Below are 22545 nucleotides of genomic sequence, written 5' to 3' on the forward strand. Positions count from 1 at the left end.
GGCACAATGAGGGTGTGATCGACCAGACTGCCCCCTCGCTTGCCCCTGAGATCGCCGCCCTGCTGTCCCGTAATCCCAATGGACTTATTGCCGCAGTCATCCAGCAATACGACAGCGGTGACGTGCTCATGTTGGGCTGGATGGACGACGAGGCGCTGCGCCGAACGCTCTCCGAGGGCCGCGTGACCTTCTGGTCGCGAAGCCGCGAGGAGTATTGGCGCAAAGGCGACACCTCCGGGCACATCCAGGTCGTGCGCGAGGTGTCCCTTGACTGCGATGGTGACGCCCTTCTCGTGCAAGTTGATCAGCACGGTGCCGCCTGCCACACCGGCGAGGAATCCTGTTTCTACCGCGACCTGTCGGCGACTGTCGGATGACCGCAGATGATGTTCACGCCGACCTGACCTGGGGCCAGATTTGGCCCAGTTTCGAGCTATTCGTCGAGCTCGGGCGCGATCGCCGCGTGGTACCAGTCGTCCGACGCCTCCTCGCCGATGGGGAGACCCCGCTCGGGGTTTATCGAAAGTTGGCGGCGGGGCGCCCAGGCACGTTTCTGCTGGAGTCAGCCGAGCACGGGGGAGTGTGGTCGCGGTATTCCATTGTGGGCGCCGCCAACAGCGCGCTACTGACCGAGCAGGACGGCGAGGCGGTCTGGCTGGGAACCCCACCCGTAGGCGTGCCCACCCAGGGTCGTCCCCTCGATGTTCTGCGCGACACGGTGGCTGCTTTGGCGACCGCAGCCATTCCCGGCCTGCCGCCGCTGACCGGGGGCATGGTCGGCACGGTCACCTATGACGCGGTACGCAACTGGGAACGTCTTCCAGACACTGCCGACGATGTGCTCGGCTTACCCGAGTTGGGCATGCTGCTGGCGACTGATCTCGCGGTTCTGGATCACCGTGACGGGTCAGTGCTATTGATCGCCAACGCTATTAACCACGACGGCACCGAGGCGCGCATTGATGAGGCCTACGCCGACGCGGTGCGCCGCATTGAAGCCATGAGCGAGGCCCTCGCCGCGCCAGCGCCGTCCACGGTCGCTGTTCCTCGCGACGTCAATCTCGCAGTCGACAGCACGCACACCCGCGGGCAATTCCACGACGTGGTCGAGGCGTGCAAGGCCGACATCCGAGCCGGTGAGGCCTTCCAGATCGTGGTGTCTCAACGGTTCTCCGTCGACTGCCCCGCCGATGGGCTGGAGGTCTACCGCGCGCTGCGGGCGTCCAATCCGAGCCCATACATGTACTTCCTCCGGTTGCCGCACCCCGGTGGCGGAACGTACGACATCGTCGGCTCTAGCCCAGAGGCGCTAGTGAAGGTTTCCGGACGCCGAGTCATCACTCACCCGATTGCGGGGTCCCGCCCCAGGGGCAAGGCGCCCGAGGAAGATCAGCAACTCGCGGATGAGTTGTCGGCCGATCCTAAAGAGCGGGCCGAGCACCTGATGCTTGTCGACCTGTCCCGCAACGATCTCCAGCGGGTATGCGACGCCGGAACGGTGGACACCGTCGAGTTCATGCAGGTGCGTTATTACAGCCACATCATGCATCTGGAATCCACCGTGGTCGGTCAGTTGTCCGAGGGCCGAAGTGCCTACGACGTCCTGGCCTCGACCTTCCCGGCCGGCACCTTGTCTGGGGCACCGAAGCCGCGCGCTATGGAGATCATTGAACGTCTCGAAGGCACTCGTCGCGGGGTCTACGGCGGTGTCGTCGGTTATCTCGATTTCGCGGGGGATCTCGACATGGCCATCGCCATCCGGACCGCGGTGCTGCGTGACGGTGTTGCCCACGTCCAGGCTGGAGCCGGCATTGTCGCCGATTCGGTGCCTGAGTCGGAGTATCAGGAAACGATCAACAAGGCAGCGGCTGCGCTACGCGCGGTCTCGACGGCTACGGGCATGACCAGCCTGAGCGAGGGCGCGGATGAGCACTGAACCCGCGCGCGCTGTCCCCAAGATGCTGGTTCTAGGGACGGCTGCCCTGGCCGTCCTCGTGATGCTCGCCAGTGGAGCCCGGACCTGGGTCACTGGGCGCGTCGATGATCCGGTCCTGTCACAAACCGCAGTGTCGGTGGCGGGTAGCGACGCGGCATCTGGGGTGCTGGCCACCGCCCTGGTCGGCGCCGCTGCCGCGCTTGCCGCAGTCACCGGCGGACGCGTCGTGCGGTGGATCGGCGCTGTGTCGTTGACGGCTTCAGGAATCCTGGGCGTGGCCCTCACCGTGCCAGCGCTTATGGACCCAGAGTCGATTGTGAGCCAACACGCCGCGGCCCAGACCGGACGCACCGGTTCGGTTGATGCCGTGGCTGCGCCCACGTTCTGGGTTTACCTCAGTCTCCTTGCGGCAGCGGTCCTGGTGCTCGCGGGCGGCGCGGCGATCATGAGCGTGCGGCGCTGGCCGGGCCTGACGAGTCGCTATGAAGCACCGGCCTCCGGCGGGTCGACTAGCGCGCGCGCCACCGAGCAAGAGTCGGATTGGGATCGGCTGAGCCGCGGCGAAGACCCGACCTGAGCATCACGAGGCGAGCCCGAATCGGGGTTGTTCCGAAAGCCTGACAGAATGGGACGGAGCACCCGGAGCAAAGGAGATCGACCCATGGCCGAGGTAGACCCATACCACGGAAGCACTGATGACCACGGCGCAAGCACGGCGGCGTGGAGTGGTGTGCTGGCGCTGATCCTGGCCTCTGGTCTGATCGCAGTCGGGGTCTACATCAACAACGACCTCATCACCGTGGTGGGCGTCGTGGTGGGCGTCCTGGGCCTGGTCGGCGCGATTGTCATGGCCAAACTTGGCTTCGGCGTGGCAGCCAAGCGGCGCGAAATGGCCGACCTCCGGGCATCCGGCTCGTCGCCCGCATCGCACCACTGAACGCGCTGGTGACCTGCCGACGTGTCTACCGTTCTTGACGAGATCATCGTTGGCGTGCGCGCCGACTTGCGGGACCGCCAATCCGCGACGTCCCTTGCTGACCTTCGGGGGCGGTTGAGGGATCAACCCCCGGCACGCGATGCCATCAGCGCCTTACGTGCCGATGGCCCGCTCAAAGTCATCGCCGAGGTGAAGCGCCGTAGCCCGAGCAAGGGCGACCTCTCGGCCATCCCCGACCCCGCTGCCCTCGCCAGCGCCTACGCGCGCGGGGGCGCGAGCATTATCTCCGTTTTGACCGAGCAACGTCGCTTTGGCGGCAGTCTGGCTGACCTGCAGGCCGTTCGTGCGGCGGTCGAAACTCCTTTACTCCGAAAGGATTTCGTCGTCGAGTCCTACCAAATCGACGAGGCTCGCGCCCACGGCGCCGACGTCATTTTGCTGATCGTGGCCGCCTTGGAGCAGCCGTTGCTCGCCGATCTTTACGCCCAGGTGCTCGATCACGGAATGACACCGTTGATCGAGGTGCACGATGAAGCGGAGACCGCCCGAGCGGTCGAACTTGGTGCCGAGGTCATTGGTGTTAACGCCCGCAATCTCAAGACCCTCGAGGTTGACCGTTCGGTTTTCAGCCGACTTGCCGAACTCATTCCGGCAGATCGCATCAAGGTTGCTGAGTCCGGGGTCCGCGGACCTGCCGATGCAGCCGAGTATGCCGCTGTCGGAGCCCATGCCGTGCTCGTCGGTGAGGCCCTGGTGACCGGGGGCGACCCAGCCAGCGCCGTGGAACAGATGCGTCAGACCGGAGCCCGTTCATGACTGATACCACCGTGCCAACAGATGCCAACGTCCAGACCGGTCTTGGTCGGTTCGGAGAGTTTGGTGGCCGCTACGTGCCAGAGGCGTTGGTCGCCGCACTTGAAGAACTCGACGAGCAGCGGCTCAAGGCCAACCACGATCCAGGTTTTATCGGCGAGCTCGCCGAACTGCATCGCAGTTATACCGGGCGGCCGAGCATCATCACCGAGGTGCCTCGGTTCGCCGAGCACTGCGGTGGTGCCCGTGTGGTCCTGAAGCGAGAAGACCTCAATCACACGGGCTCGCACAAGATCAACAACGTGCTGGGTCAGGCGCTGCTCACCAAGCGAATGGGCAAAACCCGCGTGATCGCCGAAACGGGTGCGGGCCAGCATGGTGTCGCGACCGCAACGGCTGCCGCGCTGCTCGGCCTGGACTGCGTGATCTACATGGGCCGAGTCGATACCGAGCGCCAAGCCCTCAACGTCGCGCGGATGAGATTGCTCGGGGCTCAGGTCGTGCCCGTCGATCATGGCAGCCGCACCCTCAAAGACGCAGTCAACGAGGCCTTTCGTGACTGGGTCGCCAACGTTGAGCACAGTCATTACGTCCTAGGCACCGTGACCGGCCCCTACCCATTCCCCGAAATGGTGCGGGACTTCCATCGCATCATCGGCGTGGAGGCGCGCCAGCAGGTGCTCGATGCCTACGGACGCCTGCCCGATGCGATCTGTGCCTGCGTGGGCGGTGGGTCTAACGCCATGGGCATCTTTCACCGGTTCATTGACGACTCCGGAGTCAGGCTCATTGGTCTGGAGGCGGCTGGCGAAGGCCTGGAGTCGGGTCGTCACGCCGCCAGGTTCAGCGGTCAGGCGATCCCAGGCGTGCTGCACGGAGCCTTCACCTACGTTCTTCAGGACGAAGACGGACAGACCGTCGAATCCCATTCAGTGTCAGCGGGATTGGACTATCCGAGTGTCGGACCCGAACACTCATTCCTCCGAGATAGCGGTCGCGCAGAGTACGACTCGATCACCGACGACGAGGCGATGGAGGCGTTCCGATTGCTGGCGCGCACCGAGGGCATCCTCCCGGCGATCGAATCTGCCCACGCGCTGGCAGGCGCCATGAAGGTCGGTCGAGACCTGGGGCCGGAGGGCTTCGTGCTGGTCAGTCTGTCCGGGCGAGGCGACAAAGACGTGGATTCCGCCGCCCGGTGGTTCGGACTGCTTGATGAAGGAGAGGTCTGATGAGCAGCCTGGCCACTCAATTGGACGCGTGCCGTGCGCAAAACCGGCCAGCGGTCGTCGGATACCTCCCGGTGGGCTTTCCCGACGTCGAGGGGTCGATCGAGGCCATGCGCGCCCTGGTCGAGTCCGGGGTCGACATTGTCGAGGTCGGATTGCCGTACACCGACCCACTCATGGATGGGCCCGTGATCCAGACGGCTGCCACGCGGGCGCTCGAGAGTGGCGTACGCGTTCGTGACGTATTCCGGGCGGTCAAGGCCATCGATGAGGCCGGGGCAGCAGCCGTTGTCATGACCTACTGGAACCCAGTGTTGCGTTATGGGGTAGACGAATTCGCGCACGATCTGGCAGCAGCCGGGGGTAGCGGGATGATCACTCCCGACCTTGTTCCCGATGAGGCGGCGCCCTGGATGTCCGCCAGCGAGGAACACGGGCTTGACCGAGTTTTCCTCGTCGCGCCGTCGTCCACGGCTGAACGACTCGCCTCCACCACAGCCGCGTCCAGTGGCTTTGTCTACGCGGCGTCACTCATGGGTGTCACCGGTGCTCGAACGGCCGTTGATGATGCCGCCGAGTTGCTGGTGAGCCGAGTACGCGAGGTCTCCGATCTCCCGGTGTGTGTAGGCCTCGGCGTCTCCACCCGCGACCAGGTGGCCCAGATCGGTCGCTATGCCGACGGCGTCATCATCGGATCAGCGCTCGTGCGCTGCCTCGTGGACGCTGACACCCCCGCGGATGGCCTGAGGGCCTTGCGGCATGTCGCGAGCGAGCTAGTGGCTGGGGCTCACGAGAGTCGCCGGTGACCTCCGGATGAGTTCAACCGTCAAGGACGTTGTCGGCCTGGTTTTGCGCCTCGTGGTCGGCGCCGTACTTGTTGTCGCGGGCGGGATCAAGGTCGACAATCTCGGTGAGTCGCGGCAGGCAACACGGGCGTACGACCTCATGCCGGTTGATCTGGCCAACTTCCTTGGCTCACTGCTCCCATTCGTCGAAGTGGCGCTCGGCCTGATGCTCATCATTGGACTCCTCACCCGAGCCGCGGCCATTGGTTCGGCACTGCTGCTGCTCGCGTTTATCGGCGCGATCGCCTCGGCGTGGGCGCGAGGACTGACGATCGACTGTGGCTGCTTCGGCGGCGGTGGGCAGGTCGACAGCCAAGACACGCGCTACCTCCAAGAGATCCTGCGCGACGGTGCCCTCGTGATCGGCGCCATCTGGCTCGTGGTGCGCCCCCGGACCCGATTCAGCCTCGACCACCGGCTGTGGGGCGACTAAACCCCAGCCATTCAGCATCGGTCCAGGGCTCATCCGTACCCTGGAAGCGCGGTCCGCCTGTCGGCGTGCCGCACCCGAAACTGCGAAGGAGATCTACCAGCATGCCGCGTCCCGACGCCTCTGCGAAGTTGTCAGCGACGAAGCCTCCGCAGGGACCATCCAAAGTTCTCATTGGCGCGGTGATTGCGGTGGTGCTGATCATCGTGGGTGGAATCGCCTGGCTGCGGACAGACCCGTTTGCCGGGCCAGCCGCCGCCGCGCCACAGGGCGGCGTCGCCGGTGGCAAGGGCGTCGTGATGTATCCCGGCAAGGCCAAGGCAGGTGCGCCGGTGGTCGATCTCTACGAGGATTTCCAGTGCCCCATCTGCGGGCAACTCGAACAGGCCAACGGCAAGTCGATGACGGAGATGGCGAAGGCAGGAGACATCAAGTTGGTCGTGCACACCATGTCCTTCCTCGACGGGAATCTTGGCAACGATTCCTCCGCGCGGGCAGCCAATGCGGCGTCGTGCGCCGCTGACGCGGGTGCCTTTCCTGAGTACCACGCGGCCGTGTTTGCGGCTCAGCCTGAGAAAGAAGGCAACGGCTACTCGGACAAGACGTTGAAGGCCGCCGCGCAGTCCGCCGGCATCAAGGGCAAGAAGTTGACCACCTTCACCCAGTGTGTGGACAAGGGCAGTTACGGCGGTTACGTCGAGGACACGCAGAAGGCGGCAGAAGAGGCCGGGGTCAACGGCTCCCCGCAGATTAAGGTTGACGGTGAGAGCCTCGACGAGGCGCAGATGAGAACGTTGATCGAGAAGCCCAACAGTTTCTCCCAGATCCTGAAGCAGGCTTCGTGACAAGGACCCGGCGATGATCGCCAGCATCCCTAGCCCAACGTCCTCCGTTCTGTGGCTCGGACCCATTCCGTTGCGTGGGTATGCCCTGTGCATTCTCGCGGGGATCGCGTTCGCCATCTGGAGCACCGGCAAGCGTCTGGCTGCTCGTGGCGGAGACGCCGATGACGCCTTGGCAGTGGCGTATTGGTCAGTGCCGTTCGGCATCCTGGGCGGGCGGCTGTACCACGTCATCACCACGCCACAGCCATACTTCGGCGAGAACGGCAAGCCCCTCGACGCCTTCAAGATCTGGGAAGGCGGGCTGGGAATCTGGGGTGCGATCGCGCTCGGCGCTGTCGGCGCCTGGATTGGCTGTCGCCGCTACAACGTGCGCTTCTTGGTGTACGCCGATGCCGCAGCCCCCGGCGTTGCTGTCGCCCAAGCGATGGGGCGAGTCGGCAACTGGTTCAACAATGAGTTGTACGGCGAGCCGAGTGATGCCCCATGGGCGTTGACCATTCACGAGATGGATTCGGGCAAGGCGGTACGCGATACCGCTGGTGACCCGGTGGTGCTGGGCACCTTCCAACCCACCTTCCTCTTCGAGATGGTCTGGCTCCTGATCGTCGCCGCAGTGGTGTTCCTGGCCGGACGACGATGGAGTTTGCGGCAAGGGCAGTCGTTCTTCCTGTATGTGCTGCTCTACCCAGTCGGCCGCCTTGCCATTGAGCTGATGCGTACCGACCCGGCGAACGAGATCTTGGGACAACGAGTCAACGTCTGGGTGTCGATCGTGGTCTTCCTCGGTGGGCTCGCGGCGTTCCTGTGGTGTCGGCGTACCCAGCCTGCGTCGCCGGATCTCGTGACGACTCCCGAGACTGAGGACGAACCGCGCGCGTCTCACTAGTCAAGATGCGCGTCCGTGTTGTGGACGCTGTGACGTGCCCGCTAGACTCAAGGCCCAACCACGCAAGCCAATGACGTCCTGCTGGTGATCTGCCCCTTTGGCGGCAGTCGTCACTCTGCCAGTACTCGATGACGGCACCGCCACTCGAGACAGGACATGCACATGGGTCTTGCCCACTTCTCTGCCAGCCCGGCCGCTCAGGGTCTCTATGACCCGTCGGCCGAACACGACGCGTGTGGTGTCGCCATGGTGGCCACCATGCGCGGCAGCGCTGGACACGACATCGTCGACCATGCGCTGACCGCGCTGCGTAACCTCGATCACCGGGGCGCGACCGGACACGACCCGGCGGTCGGTGACGGCGCTGGCATCCTGACCCAGGTTCCAGATCGTTTCTTTCGCGAGGTCGTCGACTTTGAGCTCCCGCCCGCAGGCGAGTACGCCGTGGGGTTGGTGTTCCTGCCGACGAGCAGCGAGCGCCAGTGGCACATCGGCGAGCAGTTGGACATCGCCGCCTCGCAGGAGGGCTTGCGTGTCCTGGGTTGGCGGGATGTGCCGGTCGATGACTCGCTCGTGGGTGCGGCTGCCCGAGACACGATGCCGGTCTTCCGCCAGGTGTTCTTCGCCGCGCAGGAGGGGGGCGTTGCGGGTCTGGAGCTCGACCGCCTCGCGTTCTGTTTGCGCAAGCGAGCCGAGCACGAACTAGAGGTCTACTTCGCCTCACTGTCTGCACGCACGCTGGTCTATAAAGGCATGCTCACGACCGGCCAGTTGGAGCCGTTCTTTCCCGACCTGTCCGATCAGCGGTTCGAGACCGAGCTCGCGCTCGTCCACTCTCGCTTCTCCACGAACACCTTCCCGAGTTGGCCGCTTGCCCACCCGTTCCGATTCATTGCCCACAACGGCGAGATCAATACCGTTGAGGGAAACCGCAATTGGATGAATGCGCGCGAGGCCATGCTGCGCAGTGATGTGCTGCCCGGCGATCTTGAACGGCTCTTCCCGATCTGTACCCCAGGAGCTTCGGACTCGGCAACCTTCGATGAGGTGCTCGAACTGATCCACCTCGGTGGTCGCAGTCTCCCGCACGCCGTTCTGATGATGATCCCGGAGGCGTGGGAGAACCACGCCACCATGGACGAAGATCGTCGGGCTTTCTACGAGTACCACTCGGCGTTCATGGAGCCGTGGGATGGGCCAGCCTGTGTGACCTTCACCGATGGCACCCTGGTGGGAGCGGTACTCGACCGCAATGGCCTGCGACCCGGGCGTTATGCCATCACCAGCGATGGATTGGTCGTCCTCGCATCGGAAGCTGGTGTCCTCGAACTGGATCCGGCCACCGTGGTGCGCAAGGGCCGCCTGCAGCCCGGCAAGATGTTCCTCGTCGACACCGGCGAAGGGCGAATCGTCGGGGACGACGAGGTCAAGTCCCAGCTCGCGGCCGAGCACCCCTACAAGGAGTGGCTGCATGCAGGCATCGTCCAAATGTCGGATCTTCCTGAGCGCGAACACATTTGGCACTCGCCAGCGTCGATCGTGCGTCGCCAGCAGACTTTCGGATACACCCACGAAGAGTTGCGCATCCTGTTGGAGCCCATGGCGAGCAAGGGCGCAGAGGCACTTGGCTCGATGGGTACTGACACGCCAATTGCGGTGCTGTCGAACCGGCCTCGCATGTTGTTCGACTACTTCATCCAGCACTTCGCGCAGGTCACCAACCCGCCGCTGGACGCCATCCGTGAAGAGTTGGTCACCTCTCTTGGCACGATGATTGGCGTCGAAGGAAACCTGCTCGAGGCCTCGCCGGGGCATGCGCGGCAGGTGTCTCTGGACTTCCCGGTCATCGATAACGACGTGCTGTCCAAACTGGTTCACATCAATCGGGACGGCGACCTGCCCGGCTACGCGGCGTACGTCATTCGCGGCACCTATCGCGTCGACGGCGGAGTGAGCGCACTACGCGCCCGACTGCGCGGCATCTTTGCGGAGGTGGACCAGGCGATTGAGGACGGGCACCGCTTCGTGGTGTTGTCCGACCGCGACAGCAACGCTGACTTTGCGCCTATTCCGTCGCTGCTGTTGACCGCCGCCGTGCACCACCACCTCATCCGGACCAAGACTCGTACCCAGGTCGGACTCATCGTTGAAGCTGGCGACGTCCGCGAGGTACACCATGCAGCGTTGCTGATCGGCTATGGCGCCGCGGCGATCAATCCCTACCTGGCAATGGAGTCGGTTGAGGAACTAGTCCGCACTGGTCAGATAGCCGACATCTCACCGGAAGACGCCGTCAAGAACCTCATCAAGGCGCTCGGCAAGGGTGTGCTGAAGGTGATGTCCAAGATGGGGATCTCGACCGTGGCCTCCTATCGAGGGGCGCAGGTTTTCGAGGCCATCGGGCTGTCACAGGAATTGGTCGATCAGTACTTCGTCGGCACGGTGTCGCGCCTCGGCGGTGTCGGCCTGGAGACCATTGCTGAGGAGGTTGCGGCACGGCACGTCGTCGCGTACCCCGCCAGTGGCGTTGAGAATCCGCACCGCACGCTCGACGTCGGTGGCGAATACCAATGGCGTCGCGAGGGCGAACCGCACCTGTTCAACCCGGAGACAGTATTCCGCCTGCAGCACGCCACCCGTGAGCGTCGCTACGACATCTTCAAGCAATACACCCAGGCGGTCGATGATCAGTCGGAGCGACTGATGACCTTGCGGGGTCTCTTCCGGTTGACGAGCGATCGACCGAGCATTCCGATCGACGACGTCGAACCCACCTCAGAGATTGTGAAGAGGTTCAATACTGGCGCGATGTCGTACGGCTCGATCAGTATGGAAGCCCACCAAACTCTTGCCATCGCGATGAATCGCCTTGGTGGACGGTCGAATACGGGTGAAGGTGGCGAAGACCCCGAGCGGCTGGTCGACCCCGAGCGACGGTCGGCGATCAAGCAGGTAGCCAGCGGGCGGTTCGGCGTCACGTCCCACTACCTCACCGAATCTGACGATATTCAGATCAAGATGGCACAGGGCGCCAAGCCTGGCGAGGGCGGCCAACTTCCGGGGCCGAAGGTATATCCGTGGGTCGCTCGTACCCGCCACAGCACCCCAGGCGTCGGGCTGATCTCGCCGCCACCCCACCACGACATCTACTCCATCGAGGATCTCGCGCAGCTGATCCACGACCTCAAGAACGCCAATCCGGCAGCCCGCATTCACGTCAAGCTGGTGGCCGAGAGCGGGGTTGGCACGGTCGCTGCTGGCGTCAGTAAGGCGCATGCGGACGTCGTGCTCATCAGTGGGCACGACGGTGGCACCGGCGCCTCGCCGCTGACCTCCCTTAAGCACGCTGGTGGTCCGTGGGAGCTCGGGTTGGCCGAGACTCAGCAGACCTTGTTGTTGAACGGTCTTCGGGACCGCATCGTGGTGCAGGCGGATGGGCAGTTGAAGACCGGCCGGGATGTCGTGATCGCGGCGTTGCTTGGTGCCGAGGAGTTCGGCTTTGCCACCGCTCCATTGGTCGTCAGCGGCTGCGTGATGATGCGGGTATGCCACCTGGACACCTGCCCCGTCGGCATTGCGACGCAGAACCCCGAACTGCGAAAGCGCTACTCCGGCAAGGCTGAATTTGTGGAGACCTTCTTCCATTACATCGCGGAGGAAGTGCGAGAACTCTTGGCCGAGTTGGGTTTCCGCACGATCGAGGAAGCGGTGGGCCAGGTGGCCGCGCTCGACACGGCGCGTGCCCAAGAACATTGGAAGGCCGCGGGAATGGATTTGGGTCCCATCCTGGAGCGAGTGGCGATGCCCTTCGGTGGGGATCTGTTCCACTCAACTGAGCAGGATCACGGACTGCAGAAGGCGCTGGACCAGCAACTCATCGCGCTCAGCTCGGACGCGTTGGAAGACGCAGCGCCAGTTCGCCTTGAAGTTCCGGTCAGCAACGTCAATCGCACCGTCGGCACCATGCTTGGCCACGAGGTGACTAAGCGTTACCCAGAAGGCCTCGCCGACGGCACGATCGATGTGTCGCTGAACGGCGCGGCCGGACAATCCTTCGGTGCCTTTGTGCCACGCGGCATCACGTTGCGGCTGTACGGAGAAGCCAACGACTACGTCGGCAAGGGGTTGTCAGGCGGCCGGGTCGTCGTCCGACCGATGCGTGAGGCCGCGCTCGTTGCCGAGCAGAATGCGATTGCTGGCAACGTGATTGGCTACGGCGCGACCAGTGGAGAGATCTTCCTTCGCGGTCTGGTCGGTGAACGTTTCTGCGTCCGGAACTCAGGTGCGTCCGCGGTAGTCGAAGGCGTCGGCGACCACGGTTGTGAGTACATGACCGGAGGCACGGTACTGGTCCTTGGGCCGACGGGCCGCAACTTCGCGGCCGGTATGTCCGGTGGCGTCGCGTACGTCTTGGACCTCGACCCTGCGCTGGTCAACCCCGAACTCGTCGATGTCCATGGTCTGCGGCCGGATGACATCACTCGGGTGAAGGAACTGCTGGAAGGGCATCGGGACTGGACCGATTCCCAGGTGGCCGCGCGACTCTTGGAGGACTGGCCGGCAGCGGTCGAGCGATTCTCGCTAGTCCTTCCGCGCGACTTCCAACGCGTACTCGACATTCGTGAGGCGGCGACCGCGGAGGGCTTGGACCCCGACGGCGACCGCGTCTGGGAGCGAATCATGGAGGCACACCGTGGCTGATCCCCGTGGATTTTTGACCACCCGTGAACGTGAGCTGCCGCAGCGTCGGCCCGTTCCGGTCCGCATCAGGGACTGGAAAGAGGTCTACGAGGAGCAGCAACTCGGCACGTTGCAGCGGCAGGCTGGCCGCTGCATGGACTGCGGAATTCCGTTCTGCCATCAGGGTTGTCCGCTGGGTAACCTGATCCCCGAGTGGAACAACCTCGCACGCACAGGGGAGTGGAGTGATGCGATCGAGAGATTGCACGCCACGAACAACTTCCCGGAATTCACTGGACGGCTCTGCCCCGCACCGTGCGAGACCGCGTGCGTGTTGGGCATTAGTCAGCCGGCGGTGACGATCAAGCAGGTCGAGGTCACCACGATCGAGCAGGCCTTCGAAGATGGCAATGTCACGCCGGAGATTCCCATACGTCTCTCCGGAAAGACCGTCGCCGTGGTCGGTTCGGGACCCGCAGGTCTGGCGGCGGCACAGCAACTCACTCGTGCCGGGCACACCGTGGCGGTGTATGAGCGTGCCGATAAGCCGGGAGGTCTCCTGCGCTATGGCATACCCGAGTTCAAGATGGAGAAGGCTGTTCTGGACCGACGCCTGGAGCAGATGCGGGCCGAGGGAACTCGATTCAGGTGCAATCAGGAGATTGGCCGCGACATTACGCTCCATCAGTTGCGCCAGCGGTATGACGCCGTAGTCCTCACCACCGGCGCCACCGTGCCGCGCGGACTGCCCGTTCCCGGTGGTGACCTGGAGGGTGTGGTGCAGGCCATGGACTTCCTGCCGGACGCCAATCGGGTGGCGCTGGGCGAGACCGTCGAAAACCAGATCGTCGCGACCGACAAGGACGTCGTCATCATCGGCGGCGGCGACACCGGAGCCGACTGCATCGGAACCTCCCACCGTCAAGGTGCGCGGTCCGTGACTTCGCTGGAGATCATGCCGCAGCCAGGTGAGGATCGTCCCTCTGGTCAACCCTGGCCGACCTACCCCATGCTGTTCCGGGTCGCGAGCGCGCACGAAGAAGGCGGCGATCGGGTTTACGCGACCAGTACTCAGGAAGTCCTTGCCGGAGATGATGGCCGCGTCCGCGCGTTGAAGCTCGTCGAGGTGGAACGCACCGACTCGGGTTTCCAGGAGATTGAGGGCACCGAGCGCGAAGTGCCAGCACAACTGGTGCTGTTGGCGATGGGGTTCTTGGGACCGGAACAGGGCCTGGCTCAGGAACTTGGGCTAGAGACCGATGAGCGATCCAACATTGCGCGCGACGGGTCATACATGACCAACGTCCCCGGTATCTTCGCTGCCGGCGACGCTGGGCGCGGTCAGTCATTGATCGTCTGGGCAATCGCCGAAGGTCGTTCTGCCGCAATGAACGTCGACGCTTTCTTGTCGGGATCGTCGGCATTGCCGGCACCGGTCAAGCCGACTGATCGGCCCCTGACTGCGTGACTTTGTGCCGCCGATGGGCACGATTCAATTCGTGCCCAGCGGCGGTGCCCGTAGTGCGGACTAGGTGCGGGAACCTCGTGGGCATCACTACCCTTGAGGTATGCGTCGAGCCAAGATTGTTGCCACCCTCGGTCCTGCTACGAGCACCTACGAACGCGTCCGCGCGCTCGTCGATGCGGGGATGGATGTAGCCCGACTTAACCTCTCGCACGGCGCCTACTCGGACCACGAGGTGGTCTACGAGCATGTGCGTCGCGCGAGCGATGAATCCGGCCGCGCCGTTGGGATCCTGGTGGACCTGCAAGGACCCAAGATCCGTACGGGCCGATTCGCTGATGGCCCGGTCATGTTGGCAGTGGGCGACACGTTCACCATCACCACCGATGACATTCAAGGCGACGCCGATCGGGTGTCGACGACATACAAGGGCCTGCCCGGTGACGTACGCCCGGGTGACGCCCTGCTGATCGATGACGGCAAAGTCATGCTGTCGGCCATCCAGGTCACCGATACCGACGTCGTCGCCACGGTCACCGTCGGCGGCATGGTCTCCAATAACAAGGGGATCAACTTGCCTGGTGTCGCCGTGAGCGTTCCGGCGCTGTCGGAGAAGGACGAAGAAGATCTGCGTTGGGGTTTGCGCCTGGGCGCGGACATTATTGCGCTCTCCTTCGTGCGCTCCGGTGAGGACATCGAGCGCGTGCACGAGATCATGGACGAGGTCGGCATTCGGCGCCCGGTAGTCGCCAAGATCGAGAAGCCGCAGGCGGTCGAGAACCTTGAGAACATCGTCGACGCTTTCGACGCCATCATGGTGGCGCGTGGCGACCTTGGGGTCGAGCTGCCGCTCGAAGAGGTCCCCCTGGTGCAGAAGCGAGCCGTGGAAGTCGCCCGGAGCAACGCCAAGCCCGTCATCGTGGCCACCCAGGTGCTGGAATCGATGATTGAGAACCCCCGCCCGACGCGCGCCGAGGCTTCCGACTGCGCAAATGCTGTTCTTGACGGGGCGGACGCCATCATGCTGTCCGGTGAAAGCAGTGTGGGTGCATATCCCATCGACGCGGTGCGCACCATGGCCCGGATCATCGAAAGCACCGAAGAGCACGGCATCAGCCGGATCGCGGAGTTTAACCACACGCCCAAGACCAGTGGTGGTGCGGTGACCGCGGCGGCGGCTGAGATTGGTGACGTCCTCGACCTGCCCGGTCTGGTGGTCTTCACTCAGACAGGAGACTCCGCACGTCGGATGTCGCGGTTGCGCAATAGCCGTCGGATGCTGGCCTTCACGCCGATTCCTGAGGTGCGCAGTCAGCTCGCTTTGGTATGGGGGATCGAGACCTTTTTGGTACCCGAGGTCCGGCACACCGACCAGATGGCCGTCCAGGTCGACGAGTTGTTGCTGGAGTGCGGTCGGTTCAAGGAAGGCGATCGCATCATCATCGTGGCCGGCTCGCCCCCCGGGATCCCCGGATCGACCAACGCGCTGCGGGTGCACAAGATGGGCGATGCCAAGAACAAGGTCGCGCCGGCGTACGCGGACCTCAACCAGGACTGAGAAGGTCAGTCCGGCAGCGGCCAGCCAGTGAGGCGCTTAGCTCGCGGCCGGGCATACGTCCGGATCTTTGACGTCGAAAGTCCTTGGCGCACTAGGCCTTCGGCGATCACGACGGCTGCGCGAACTCCATCAACAACGGGGACGCTCGTCGCCGCAGAGACCGCAGCCTCCAGGCCGGCCATGCCGCCGCATCCGAGACAGATGACTTCGGCGTAGTCATCCTCGACGGCCCGCTGGGACTGTTCCACGATGGCGTGCACCGCGCGATCGGGCTCGGCCTCCAGTTCAAGCACGCCGAGGCCAGAGGCGCGCACGGAAGCGCATCGTGAGTCGAGTCCGGCGAGCTTCAGCCGGTCTTCGATGAGCGGCACGGTGCGGTCGAGTGTGGTGACGACCGAGAACCGGTACCCGAGATAGAGCGCCGTCGATGCCGCGGCCTCAGTGATGTCGACGACCGGTACCTCAAGAATCTCTTGGAGTCCTTCGCGGCCGTGCTCGCCATAGCCGGCCTGGATGACCGCGTCATAGGGCTCTGCATAGCGGGTCACCACATCCATAACGCCAACGGCGGCCAGATAGGACTCGAGGTTGCCTTCGCATGACTCGGCGCCGAATCGAGGGGTGAGACCGACGATTTCGGTCCCGGACGCGGCGATGGAGCGCGCCGAGTTCGCGATGGCCTCGGTCATGCTCTCCGTGGTGTTGACGTTGACGACGAGGATGCGCATTCGGGTCTCCGATGACGTTGCGGTCAATGCGTGCTCGGGACGGCGATCGATTCACCATCGATGTCCCGGTATGGTCCGTCCCGGTCAGCGACGCTCCAGTAAATCAGACCGCCCATCGCTGCTCCGATGAACCAAGAGAAGTCCGAGGCTGCCTCAAAGACGGGCAGGAATGCGACCAGGAGCGCAAGCCCAGCGCTGGGCAGCAGTGCCACAACAGCTCGAGGGTTGATGCCTTGCAGGTAGGCATACTCGCCCTCGTCTGTGTCGATATACAGGTCGGGCACATTGATCTGGGTCCGCCGGATCAGCCAGTAGTCGACCATGATGATTCCGAACAGCGGCCCTAAAACCGCGCCCAGTCCGCCGAGGAAGTAGGCGACGACCTCGGGGGAGTTATAGAGGTTCCACGGCAGAATCAGCAGGCCGATGGTGCCGGAGATGAGTCCGGCCCGTCGGAAGTTCAGATGCTGCGGAAAGAGATTGTTGAGGGTGTAGATCGGCGCCACGAAGTTGGCCAGCAGGTTCACCGCGACCGTCAGCACGATCAGGGCCAGTCCGGCCAGCACCAGGAGCAGCGTGACCGGAAGCTGCTGGATGATCTGCTCGGGCTTCTCGATGATGCGGCCGTCGATGGAGTATTGCGATCCGGTGAGCAGCACGACGATGCCGCCGAACACCAACGTGTTGAGCGGAATTCCGACGAAGTTCCCGCGGACGATCGCACTCTTGGAGGAGGCATTACGGGTGAAGTCGCAGAAGTTGAGCACGAACGTTCCATAGATCACGACCCAGAGGCCAGCGGCTCCCAGGATGGCCAACCACATGTCGAGGCCGGTCTTGGTGTCTGGAGTGCTGAAGGACAGTGAACCGCCAGCGCGGACAAACATCCATACCGCGAGGCTTGCCATGGTGATGAGGATGACAGGGCCAGCGACGGCTTCGTAGCGACGGATCATCTCCATCCCGTAGCTCACCACGACCAACTGGAGCGCCCACAACACGACGAACGAGATCCACCCCAGCGTCGAAAGTCCAAGAAAACTGTTTTCGCTGAGCGACGCTGCCGAAGGGATCATCGCAATGATGAGGATGTTCAGCACCACGGAAGCGAGATAGGTCTGGATGCCGAACCAGACGATGGCTACCGTGCCGCGTACCAGCGCCGGGATCTGAGCGCCCTTGGTGCCGAACGCGATTCGGCTCATCACGGGGAAAGGGACACCGGTCTTCTCTCCCATGAAGCCCGACAGATTCAGAAGCAGGAAGAGGAAGACTCCACCGAGGCCGAGGGCGAGCAGGATTTGCCAACCACCGAGGCCAAGGGCGAACAGGCCGATGGCGAAGGTGTAGTTGCCGAGGCTGTGGACGTCGTTGGCCCACAACGTAAAGATGTTGTACGTCCCCCACGTCCTCCCGGCGCGTTGTGTCGGCGCGAGGTCGGCGTTGTAAAGGCGGGGGCTGACCTGTTCGGTTGTGGGCGGCGCAGTCATCGCAGAGCTTTCGCGTCGAGGTCGGGTGCGGCGGGTCACTTCCGTCATCTCGAATCGAGATCTCGCCCGTCGGAAAAGTAGTGGTGGTCAAGAACCGTGTCAACCGACGTTTTGCCTGGTGATCTCGTCCTGCCGGGGAGGCGGATGTGCTCTCTGGTGCGGTTGTCATCTATCCTGTGTCGGCACCCGCCGGGGTGGTGGAATGGTAGACACGGAGCACTCAAAATGCTTTGCTCGAAAGGGCGTGCGGGTTCAAATCCCGCCCTCGGCACCGACTAAATTCTCTCGGCAATAGTCAGGGCCTCAACTCACGGTTCGTGGGTTGAGGCCCTGACTGATGTTGCGCTGTTCGTCCCTCATCGCCGGTCGAGCAGGGCTGCGAGAACTAGGCGGCGTGCTTGCAGGTGGCGCAGGTGCAGTCGGCGCAGACGCACGAGGTGCACGGCTCGCCGCCGCAGTTGGCGCACGAGCATACGGAATGGTTGCAGGTCGGGCACGTGCAATCTGCGCAAGCGCAGGTTGCGCAGCTGTCCTGACAATCGGCGCACTGGCACGTCGTGCATTCGTCGTAGTGGCCTTCGTGCTCGCGGTGGAGGTGGCCGTCGTGCACATAGTCGACGTGTGACTCGTGGACAACCGCCTCGTGTCCGCAGCCGGGGCCGTGGGTGTGCGCGTGCTTCTCGGCAGCGGTGTGGTCAGTCATGGTGCTCATCGTGGCTCTCTTCGGTGTGTCGGTAGGCATCCAGAAAAACGTGCGCGACGTGGTCGTCGAGCAGCGTGTAGGTGGTCGTGCGACCCGTGCGGGTCGCGGCGACGACCCGGGCTGACCGCAGCACCCGTAGGTGCTGCGACATCAGCGGTTGGGAGACTCCGAGTTCGTCGGCCAACTCGGTGACCGTGCGGCCATGCTCGGTGAGCCGGTGGACCGCTGCCGCGCGTACCGGCGAGGCAAGGGCTGCAAAGAGTTCGCTCACCGTGCCGTAGCGATCAACGGTCGAATCCACAGATCCATAATGATCTGCGCATGTATTTATGTCAAGGATCGGTGCGGGCGTGCACGGCTGTGGGCGTTGAGAACATTTAGGCTGATGTCGTGACTGAGAACGCCGACCTCCCCGCGTCGTCGGGTCAGCGCATCCTTGTGGTTGAAGATGAGGCGCTCATTCGCATGGACTTGGTCGAGATGCTGACCGAATCCGGTCACACGGTGGTGGGTGAGGCCTCGAACGGCGAGGCAGCGGTCGTACGCGCTCGAGAACTTGAGCCCGACCTCATTCTGATGGACGTCAAGATGCCCGGGCTCGACGGCATCACCGCGGCCGAGCGGATCGGCAAGGTCGCGCCCATCGTTCTGCTGACCGCCTTTAGCGACGACAACCTCATCGATCGAGCGCGAGATGCCGGCGTGATGGCGTACGTCGTGAAGCCATTCACCATGGATGATCTGCGCCCGGCGATCAGCCTGGCTCGCGCGCGCTGGATGGAGCAGCGGTCGTTGGAGGCTGAGATCGCCGACCTGGAAGGCCGTTTCGAAGCACGCAAGGTCATGGATCGGGCAAAAGGGGTCTTGATGAGCAGGCTCGGGATTGATGAGCCGGAGGCATTCCGCTGGTTGCAGAAGAACGCCATGGACCGGCGGATGGGGATGCGCGAGGTCGCTGAGGCGGTCATCGGCAGTCGGAGGGAGTCCGCGGAGGGTGGATGAATCCACCCTCCGCGGTGCGAACTAGGTGCGATGCGACACGCGACTTTTATGTCTGGCAGTGCTAGGCACGCAGCACTCCTCCGCAAGGCGGATGGATTTCGCAATTTTCAGAACTCGTCGCGCCGCGCTATAGCCATTGTCGTCCGCGTGCGCTAAGGTCGAAATCCTATACTAAGTTCGCCTAGTTCAAGGCGACATTTACGGGATAGGTGAAGACATGAATCGCCGTTCAATTATCGCCGCCATGTTTGTTGTGCCAGTCAGTGCTGGGCTCTGCGCGCCAGCCGCAGTCGCAGCGGTGCCGGATCCGGTCGATAAGAGTTGGTCGGGAACGAAAGTGGCCAGTTATATTGTAGGCGCCGGGCAGAGGGTCAAGGTGAGCGTGAACTATCGCTTTTCAGCGCACAACGGCGATTATGTGTATGGCGGATCCACTAGCGCGACATTCACAGGCTCTTCGGCCGACTGTAGCTTCTATCAGTCCAAGCGTGGACGGTATGTCACATACGGCGGGAACTCTAAAGGCGCATATCAATGGTCTTATTATGTGAAAGCGGGGTACCCCGTTGGCGCCACCACGAGTTACAATTACTCGACCGTCATCCTGAAAATTCATTCCAGCGGAGTGGTCACAATTAGATCGACTTAAAACGTCAATGTATATAGAGGATGCAGAAAGGCCCGCTCGCCAGGTCATTGCTAAATCTCGACAATTGTCGGCGTGGGAGTTGTGGCCTGAGGTTGGCGGCCTCTAGCAGGCTGTGGGCGATATAATTGCTGAGGTTCCTGGAGCCGAGTTTGGAGTCGAACGTGTTCGAGCTGTCCGTTGATCGGCTTGGACGGGCGGTTTCTGGTGCCTGGCCAGTTGAGGTGGCGAGTACGTCGGCTGCGTGCTTCTTCAATGTTCAGTCTATTAGCGACCTTGACTGACGCCGTGCGGGTCGCGCGCGAAAAATCACGGGAATTGCCCACGACCTCTGGGGCGTCCGTTAACGCCCGAAGGTCTCGCGCACCTTGAGGTCGATGGCGAGCGACTGCTTCATTACGTTCCCGCCGATGCCACTGCTGACAAGCGTCGTGCGGTGCGCGAACACTGGTACCGCGAGCAGGGAGTAGTGAACTCGAGAAGTTGGGGGATTCGCGGGGCTCAGGAGAGTAATCCCATCGCGTCTGGTGGGCCCAGCCGAAAACTGGAGTAGATGGTCGTCGGTCGCGCCGTGTAGGTTTCGGGATATCTCACCAAGTGATGGGTCCGAGCGAAGTTAAGACGGTGGACTCACTCTCCAGTTATTCACCGTGGACGATCTGCGCCCCGGCGATCAGCGTGGCTCGCGCGCGCTGGATGGAGCAGCGGTCGTTGGAGGCTGAGATCGCTGACCTGGAAGGTCGTTTCGAAGCACGCAAGGTCATGGATCGGGCAAAAGGGATCTTGATGAGCAGACTCGGGATTGATGAGCCGGAGGCATTCCGCTGGTTGCAGAAGAACGCCATGGACCGGCGGATGGGGATGCGCGAGGTCGCTGAGGCGGTCATCGGTGGGGTGGAAGAGGGCGAAGACGGTGCGCCGTAAACAGTGTTCTCAGATCACCGTGTGAACACGAGTTCTCAAAAAAGCACCACCTGAGGTCCCGCAGCAGACTAGGTTCAGCAATCGACCTAGGTGGTCAGCCGTGTCGAATCCGCCGTGGGGGCAGAGGGCACGTCCCAAAATTTCATCTGGAGGCTGGGTATGTCTCGTTCCATCCGTACGTCGGCAGCATTTGCTGCCCTCGCATTGCTATTGAGCAGTTGCGCCAATCAGGACAGTGAAGGTGGGGCCACGTCCGCGGCGCCCGAAGCTGGCGAGCTACCTGTGCAGACGTCGATCGATGTGCCCAGCGACGCGCTGAAGGCGGCTGGGGACGGCAAAGCCAAGTGCGCCGCCGACACCACGATTGCCTACATCGGCGCGATGACGGGCGACAACGCACAACTCGGTATCAACATCTACAACGGCGCTCAACTCGCGATCAATGAGCACAACAAGGCCAACCCCGACTGTCAGGTCAAGTTCAAGAAGGTCGACACCGAAGGCGACGCCAACAAGTCGACCGGACCCGTCACTCAGGTCACCAAGGAAAAGAACGTCGTGGGCGTCGTGGGCCTGCCGTTCTCGGGTGAGTCCAAGGCAACGGGCAGCATCTTTGAACAGGCGGGCCTGGTGCACATCACTCCAGCCGCCACCGGGCCGGCACTGTCGCAGAACGGCTGGAAGACCTTCTTCCGCGGGCTGGGTAATGACAACGTTCAGGGCCCAGGCGTGGCCGATCTCGCGACCAAGCTCAAGGTCAAGAAGGTCTTCTTGATCCAGGACGACTCCGAGTACGGCACCGGCCTCTTCCAGACCGCTAAGAAGGCGATGGGCGCGGACAAGGTGGCCGGCGAGGACAAAGTGGTTCAGAAGCAGAAGGACTTCTCCGCCACGATCGATAAGATCCTGAAGTCCAAGGCTGACGCGGTCTTCTACTCCGGCTATTTCGCCGACGCTGCCCCGCTGAACCAGCAACTGGTCGGCAAGGGATTCAAAGGCACCTTCATCGGCCCAGACGGGGTGAAGGACGACCAGTACATCAAGCTCTCTGGCGACTCCTCAAAGAACACCTACTTCACCTGCCCGTGTATTCCCGGAGAGTTGATCAAGGACTTCAGCACTGCCTATAAGGGCGTTTCGGACGGTAAGGAACCGGGCACCTACTCCGTCGAGGGTTATGACGCAACGGCGATCATGCTCAGCGGCATCGATAAGGGCAAGGCCACTCGACCGGGACTGCTGGACTATGTCACGAAGTACGAAGGTCAGGGCTTGAGCAAGAAGTACAAGTGGGATGACAAGGGCGAACTGGCCGAGTTGCCGGTCTTCGGCTACCGCGTGAAGGACGGAAAGATCGTTTCCGTCGGCGAACTCTGAGTAGTCCTGGCTTGGCGGAGGCTCGCGAATCGTGAGCCTCCGCCCCTGTGG

20 protein-coding genes, 1 tRNA gene and 1 pseudogene are annotated in these 22545 nt (G+C 63.1%); 17 read left to right on the forward strand and 5 right to left on the reverse strand.

Features of this window, described 5'->3' with window-relative positions; genetic code table 11:
- Window positions 1-14 precede the first annotated feature (14 nt).
- The 13 genes from hisI to pyk all read left to right on the forward strand — a co-directional run bounded on the left by hisI (window position 15) and on the right by pyk (window position 15624).
- Complete coding sequence (gene hisI / locus F562_RS0104485; protein ID WP_018155736.1) at window positions 15-377, forward strand: phosphoribosyl-AMP cyclohydrolase; 363 nt, start codon at window positions 15-17, stop codon at window positions 375-377.
- Window positions 374-1936, forward strand: coding sequence for an anthranilate synthase component I (locus F562_RS0104490; protein WP_018155737.1), 1563 nt, complete (start codon window positions 374-376; stop codon window positions 1934-1936). Before hisI ends, F562_RS0104490 begins: the two co-directional genes overlap by 4 nt.
- Window positions 1926-2513 carry a Trp biosynthesis-associated membrane protein gene (locus F562_RS18050; protein WP_018155738.1) on the forward strand — a complete coding sequence of 196 codons (588 nt, stop codon included), beginning with the start codon at window positions 1926-1928 and terminating at the stop codon, window positions 2511-2513. The genes F562_RS0104490 and F562_RS18050 overlap by 11 nt, the downstream gene beginning before the upstream one ends.
- An 84-nt stretch (window positions 2514-2597) precedes the next feature.
- Window positions 2598-2873 carry an HGxxPAAW family protein gene (locus tag F562_RS0104500; protein WP_018155739.1) on the forward strand — a complete coding sequence of 92 codons (276 nt, stop codon included), beginning with the start codon at window positions 2598-2600 and terminating at the stop codon, window positions 2871-2873.
- Between the two features lie 21 nt (window positions 2874-2894).
- Window positions 2895-3689 (forward strand): indole-3-glycerol phosphate synthase TrpC, encoded by a 795-nt coding sequence (gene trpC, locus F562_RS0104505; RefSeq protein WP_018155740.1) that lies wholly within the window; start codon window positions 2895-2897, stop codon window positions 3687-3689.
- The gene (gene trpB / locus F562_RS0104510; RefSeq protein ID WP_018155741.1) at window positions 3686-4918 is read left to right on the forward strand and encodes a tryptophan synthase subunit beta; all 1233 of its coding nucleotides are present in this window, start codon (window positions 3686-3688) and stop codon (window positions 4916-4918) included. Before trpC ends, trpB begins: the two co-directional genes overlap by 4 nt.
- Entirely contained in the window at window positions 4918-5721 is an 804-nt protein-coding gene (gene trpA / locus F562_RS0104515; RefSeq protein WP_018155742.1) for a tryptophan synthase subunit alpha, read from the forward strand. The genes trpB and trpA overlap by 1 nt, the downstream gene beginning before the upstream one ends.
- A gap of 7 nt (window positions 5722-5728) precedes the next feature.
- Window positions 5729-6193, forward strand: a complete 465-nt coding sequence (locus F562_RS0104520; RefSeq protein WP_018155743.1) for a MauE/DoxX family redox-associated membrane protein — start codon at window positions 5729-5731, stop codon at window positions 6191-6193.
- 101 nt (window positions 6194-6294) lie between these two features.
- Window positions 6295-7035 (forward strand): DsbA family protein, encoded by a 741-nt coding sequence (locus F562_RS20045; RefSeq protein WP_018155744.1) that lies wholly within the window; start codon window positions 6295-6297, stop codon window positions 7033-7035.
- A gap of 13 nt (window positions 7036-7048) precedes the next feature.
- Entirely contained in the window at window positions 7049-7921 is an 873-nt protein-coding gene (gene lgt, locus F562_RS0104530) for a prolipoprotein diacylglyceryl transferase (RefSeq protein WP_018155745.1), read from the forward strand.
- Between the two features lie 162 nt (window positions 7922-8083).
- Window positions 8084-12622: a glutamate synthase large subunit gene (gene gltB, locus F562_RS0104535; protein ID WP_018155746.1), complete on the forward strand. Its 4539-nt coding sequence runs from the start codon at window positions 8084-8086 to the stop codon at window positions 12620-12622.
- On the forward strand, window positions 12615-14069 hold the full coding sequence (locus F562_RS0104540) for a glutamate synthase subunit beta (RefSeq protein WP_018155747.1): 1455 nt from the start codon (window positions 12615-12617) through the stop codon (window positions 14067-14069). Before gltB ends, F562_RS0104540 begins: the two co-directional genes overlap by 8 nt.
- Window positions 14070-14169: 100 nt before the next feature.
- Window positions 14170-15624, forward strand: a complete 1455-nt coding sequence (gene pyk, locus F562_RS0104545) for a pyruvate kinase (protein ID WP_018155748.1) — start codon at window positions 14170-14172, stop codon at window positions 15622-15624.
- A 5-nt stretch (window positions 15625-15629) separates the two neighbouring features.
- Here pyk and F562_RS0104550 read toward each other — a convergent pair whose 3' ends face one another.
- Both F562_RS0104550 and F562_RS0104555 read right to left on the reverse strand, forming a co-directional pair.
- Window positions 15630-16352, reverse strand: a complete 723-nt coding sequence (locus tag F562_RS0104550) for an aspartate/glutamate racemase family protein (protein ID WP_018155749.1) — start codon at window positions 16350-16352, stop codon at window positions 15630-15632.
- Between the two features lie 23 nt (window positions 16353-16375).
- A complete protein-coding gene (locus tag F562_RS0104555; protein ID WP_018155750.1) occupies window positions 16376-17842 on the reverse strand; it encodes an NCS1 family nucleobase:cation symporter-1 in 1467 nt (488 codons plus the stop codon).
- A 188-nt stretch (window positions 17843-18030) separates the two neighbouring features.
- Between F562_RS0104555 and F562_RS0104560 the strand changes: the two genes are divergently transcribed.
- Window positions 18031-18113 (forward strand) — tRNA-Leu (locus tag F562_RS0104560).
- Window positions 18114-18198: 85 nt separating this feature from the next.
- Here F562_RS0104560 and F562_RS21015 read toward each other — a convergent pair.
- Complete coding sequence (locus tag F562_RS21015) at window positions 18199-18405, reverse strand: hypothetical protein (protein WP_018155751.1); 207 nt, start codon at window positions 18403-18405, stop codon at window positions 18199-18201.
- Window positions 18406-18537: 132 nt separating this feature from the next.
- Window positions 18538-18846, reverse strand: a complete 309-nt coding sequence (locus tag F562_RS0104570) for an ArsR/SmtB family transcription factor (RefSeq protein ID WP_018155752.1) — start codon at window positions 18844-18846, stop codon at window positions 18538-18540.
- Window positions 18847-18935: 89 nt separating this feature from the next.
- On the opposite strand from F562_RS0104570, the gene F562_RS0104575 reads away from it, so the two are divergent.
- Window positions 18936-19547, forward strand: a complete 612-nt coding sequence (locus F562_RS0104575; protein ID WP_018155753.1) for an ANTAR domain-containing response regulator — start codon at window positions 18936-18938, stop codon at window positions 19545-19547.
- A gap of 653 nt (window positions 19548-20200) precedes the next feature.
- Here the strand turns inward: F562_RS0104575 and F562_RS21130 are convergent.
- A pseudogene (locus F562_RS21130) lies at window positions 20201-20452 on the reverse strand (hypothetical protein); the annotation flags it as partial.
- 365 nt (window positions 20453-20817) lie between these two features.
- Between F562_RS21130 and F562_RS18065 the strand changes: the two are divergent.
- Both F562_RS18065 and F562_RS0104590 read left to right on the forward strand, forming a co-directional pair.
- Window positions 20818-21117 (forward strand): ANTAR domain-containing response regulator, encoded by a 300-nt coding sequence (locus F562_RS18065; protein WP_342661914.1) that lies wholly within the window; start codon window positions 20818-20820, stop codon window positions 21115-21117.
- 159 nt (window positions 21118-21276) lie between these two features.
- On the forward strand, window positions 21277-22494 hold the full coding sequence (locus F562_RS0104590; RefSeq protein ID WP_018155755.1) for a branched-chain amino acid ABC transporter substrate-binding protein: 1218 nt from the start codon (window positions 21277-21279) through the stop codon (window positions 22492-22494).
- Window positions 22495-22545 lie beyond the last annotated feature (51 nt).

This window comes from Demetria terragena DSM 11295 (genome assembly GCF_000376825.1).
GTDB classification, from domain to species: domain Bacteria; phylum Actinomycetota; class Actinomycetes; order Actinomycetales; family Dermatophilaceae; genus Demetria; species Demetria terragena.

Bases quoted from the DNA above. Each gene is read 5' to 3' on its own strand.
- F562_RS0104490 (WP_018155737.1), top strand. From the start codon at position 374: ATGACCGCAGATGATGTTCACGCCGACCTGACCTGGGGCCAGATTTGG.
- F562_RS18050 (WP_018155738.1), top strand. From the start codon at position 1,926: ATGAGCACTGAACCCGCGCGCGCTGTCCCCAAGATGCTGGTTCTAGGG.
- F562_RS0104500 (WP_018155739.1), top strand. From the start codon at position 2,598: ATGGCCGAGGTAGACCCATACCACGGAAGCACTGATGACCACGGCGCA.
- trpB (WP_018155741.1), top strand. From the start codon at position 3,686: ATGACTGATACCACCGTGCCAACAGATGCCAACGTCCAGACCGGTCTT.
- trpA (WP_018155742.1), top strand. From the start codon at position 4,918: ATGAGCAGCCTGGCCACTCAATTGGACGCGTGCCGTGCGCAAAACCGG.
- F562_RS0104520 (WP_018155743.1), top strand. From the start codon at position 5,729: ATGAGTTCAACCGTCAAGGACGTTGTCGGCCTGGTTTTGCGCCTCGTG.
- F562_RS20045 (WP_018155744.1), top strand. From the start codon at position 6,295: ATGCCGCGTCCCGACGCCTCTGCGAAGTTGTCAGCGACGAAGCCTCCG.
- lgt (WP_018155745.1), top strand. From the start codon at position 7,049: ATGATCGCCAGCATCCCTAGCCCAACGTCCTCCGTTCTGTGGCTCGGA.
- gltB (WP_018155746.1), top strand. From the start codon at position 8,084: ATGGGTCTTGCCCACTTCTCTGCCAGCCCGGCCGCTCAGGGTCTCTAT.
- pyk (WP_018155748.1), top strand. From the start codon at position 14,170: ATGCGTCGAGCCAAGATTGTTGCCACCCTCGGTCCTGCTACGAGCACC.
- F562_RS0104550 (WP_018155749.1), bottom strand. From the start codon at position 16,352: ATGCGCATCCTCGTCGTCAACGTCAACACCACGGAGAGCATGACCGAG.
- F562_RS0104555 (WP_018155750.1), bottom strand. From the start codon at position 17,842: ATGACTGCGCCGCCCACAACCGAACAGGTCAGCCCCCGCCTTTACAAC.
- F562_RS21015 (WP_018155751.1), bottom strand. From the start codon at position 18,405: ATGCACGACGTGCCAGTGCGCCGATTGTCAGGACAGCTGCGCAACCTG.
- F562_RS0104590 (WP_018155755.1), top strand. From the start codon at position 21,277: ATGTCTCGTTCCATCCGTACGTCGGCAGCATTTGCTGCCCTCGCATTG.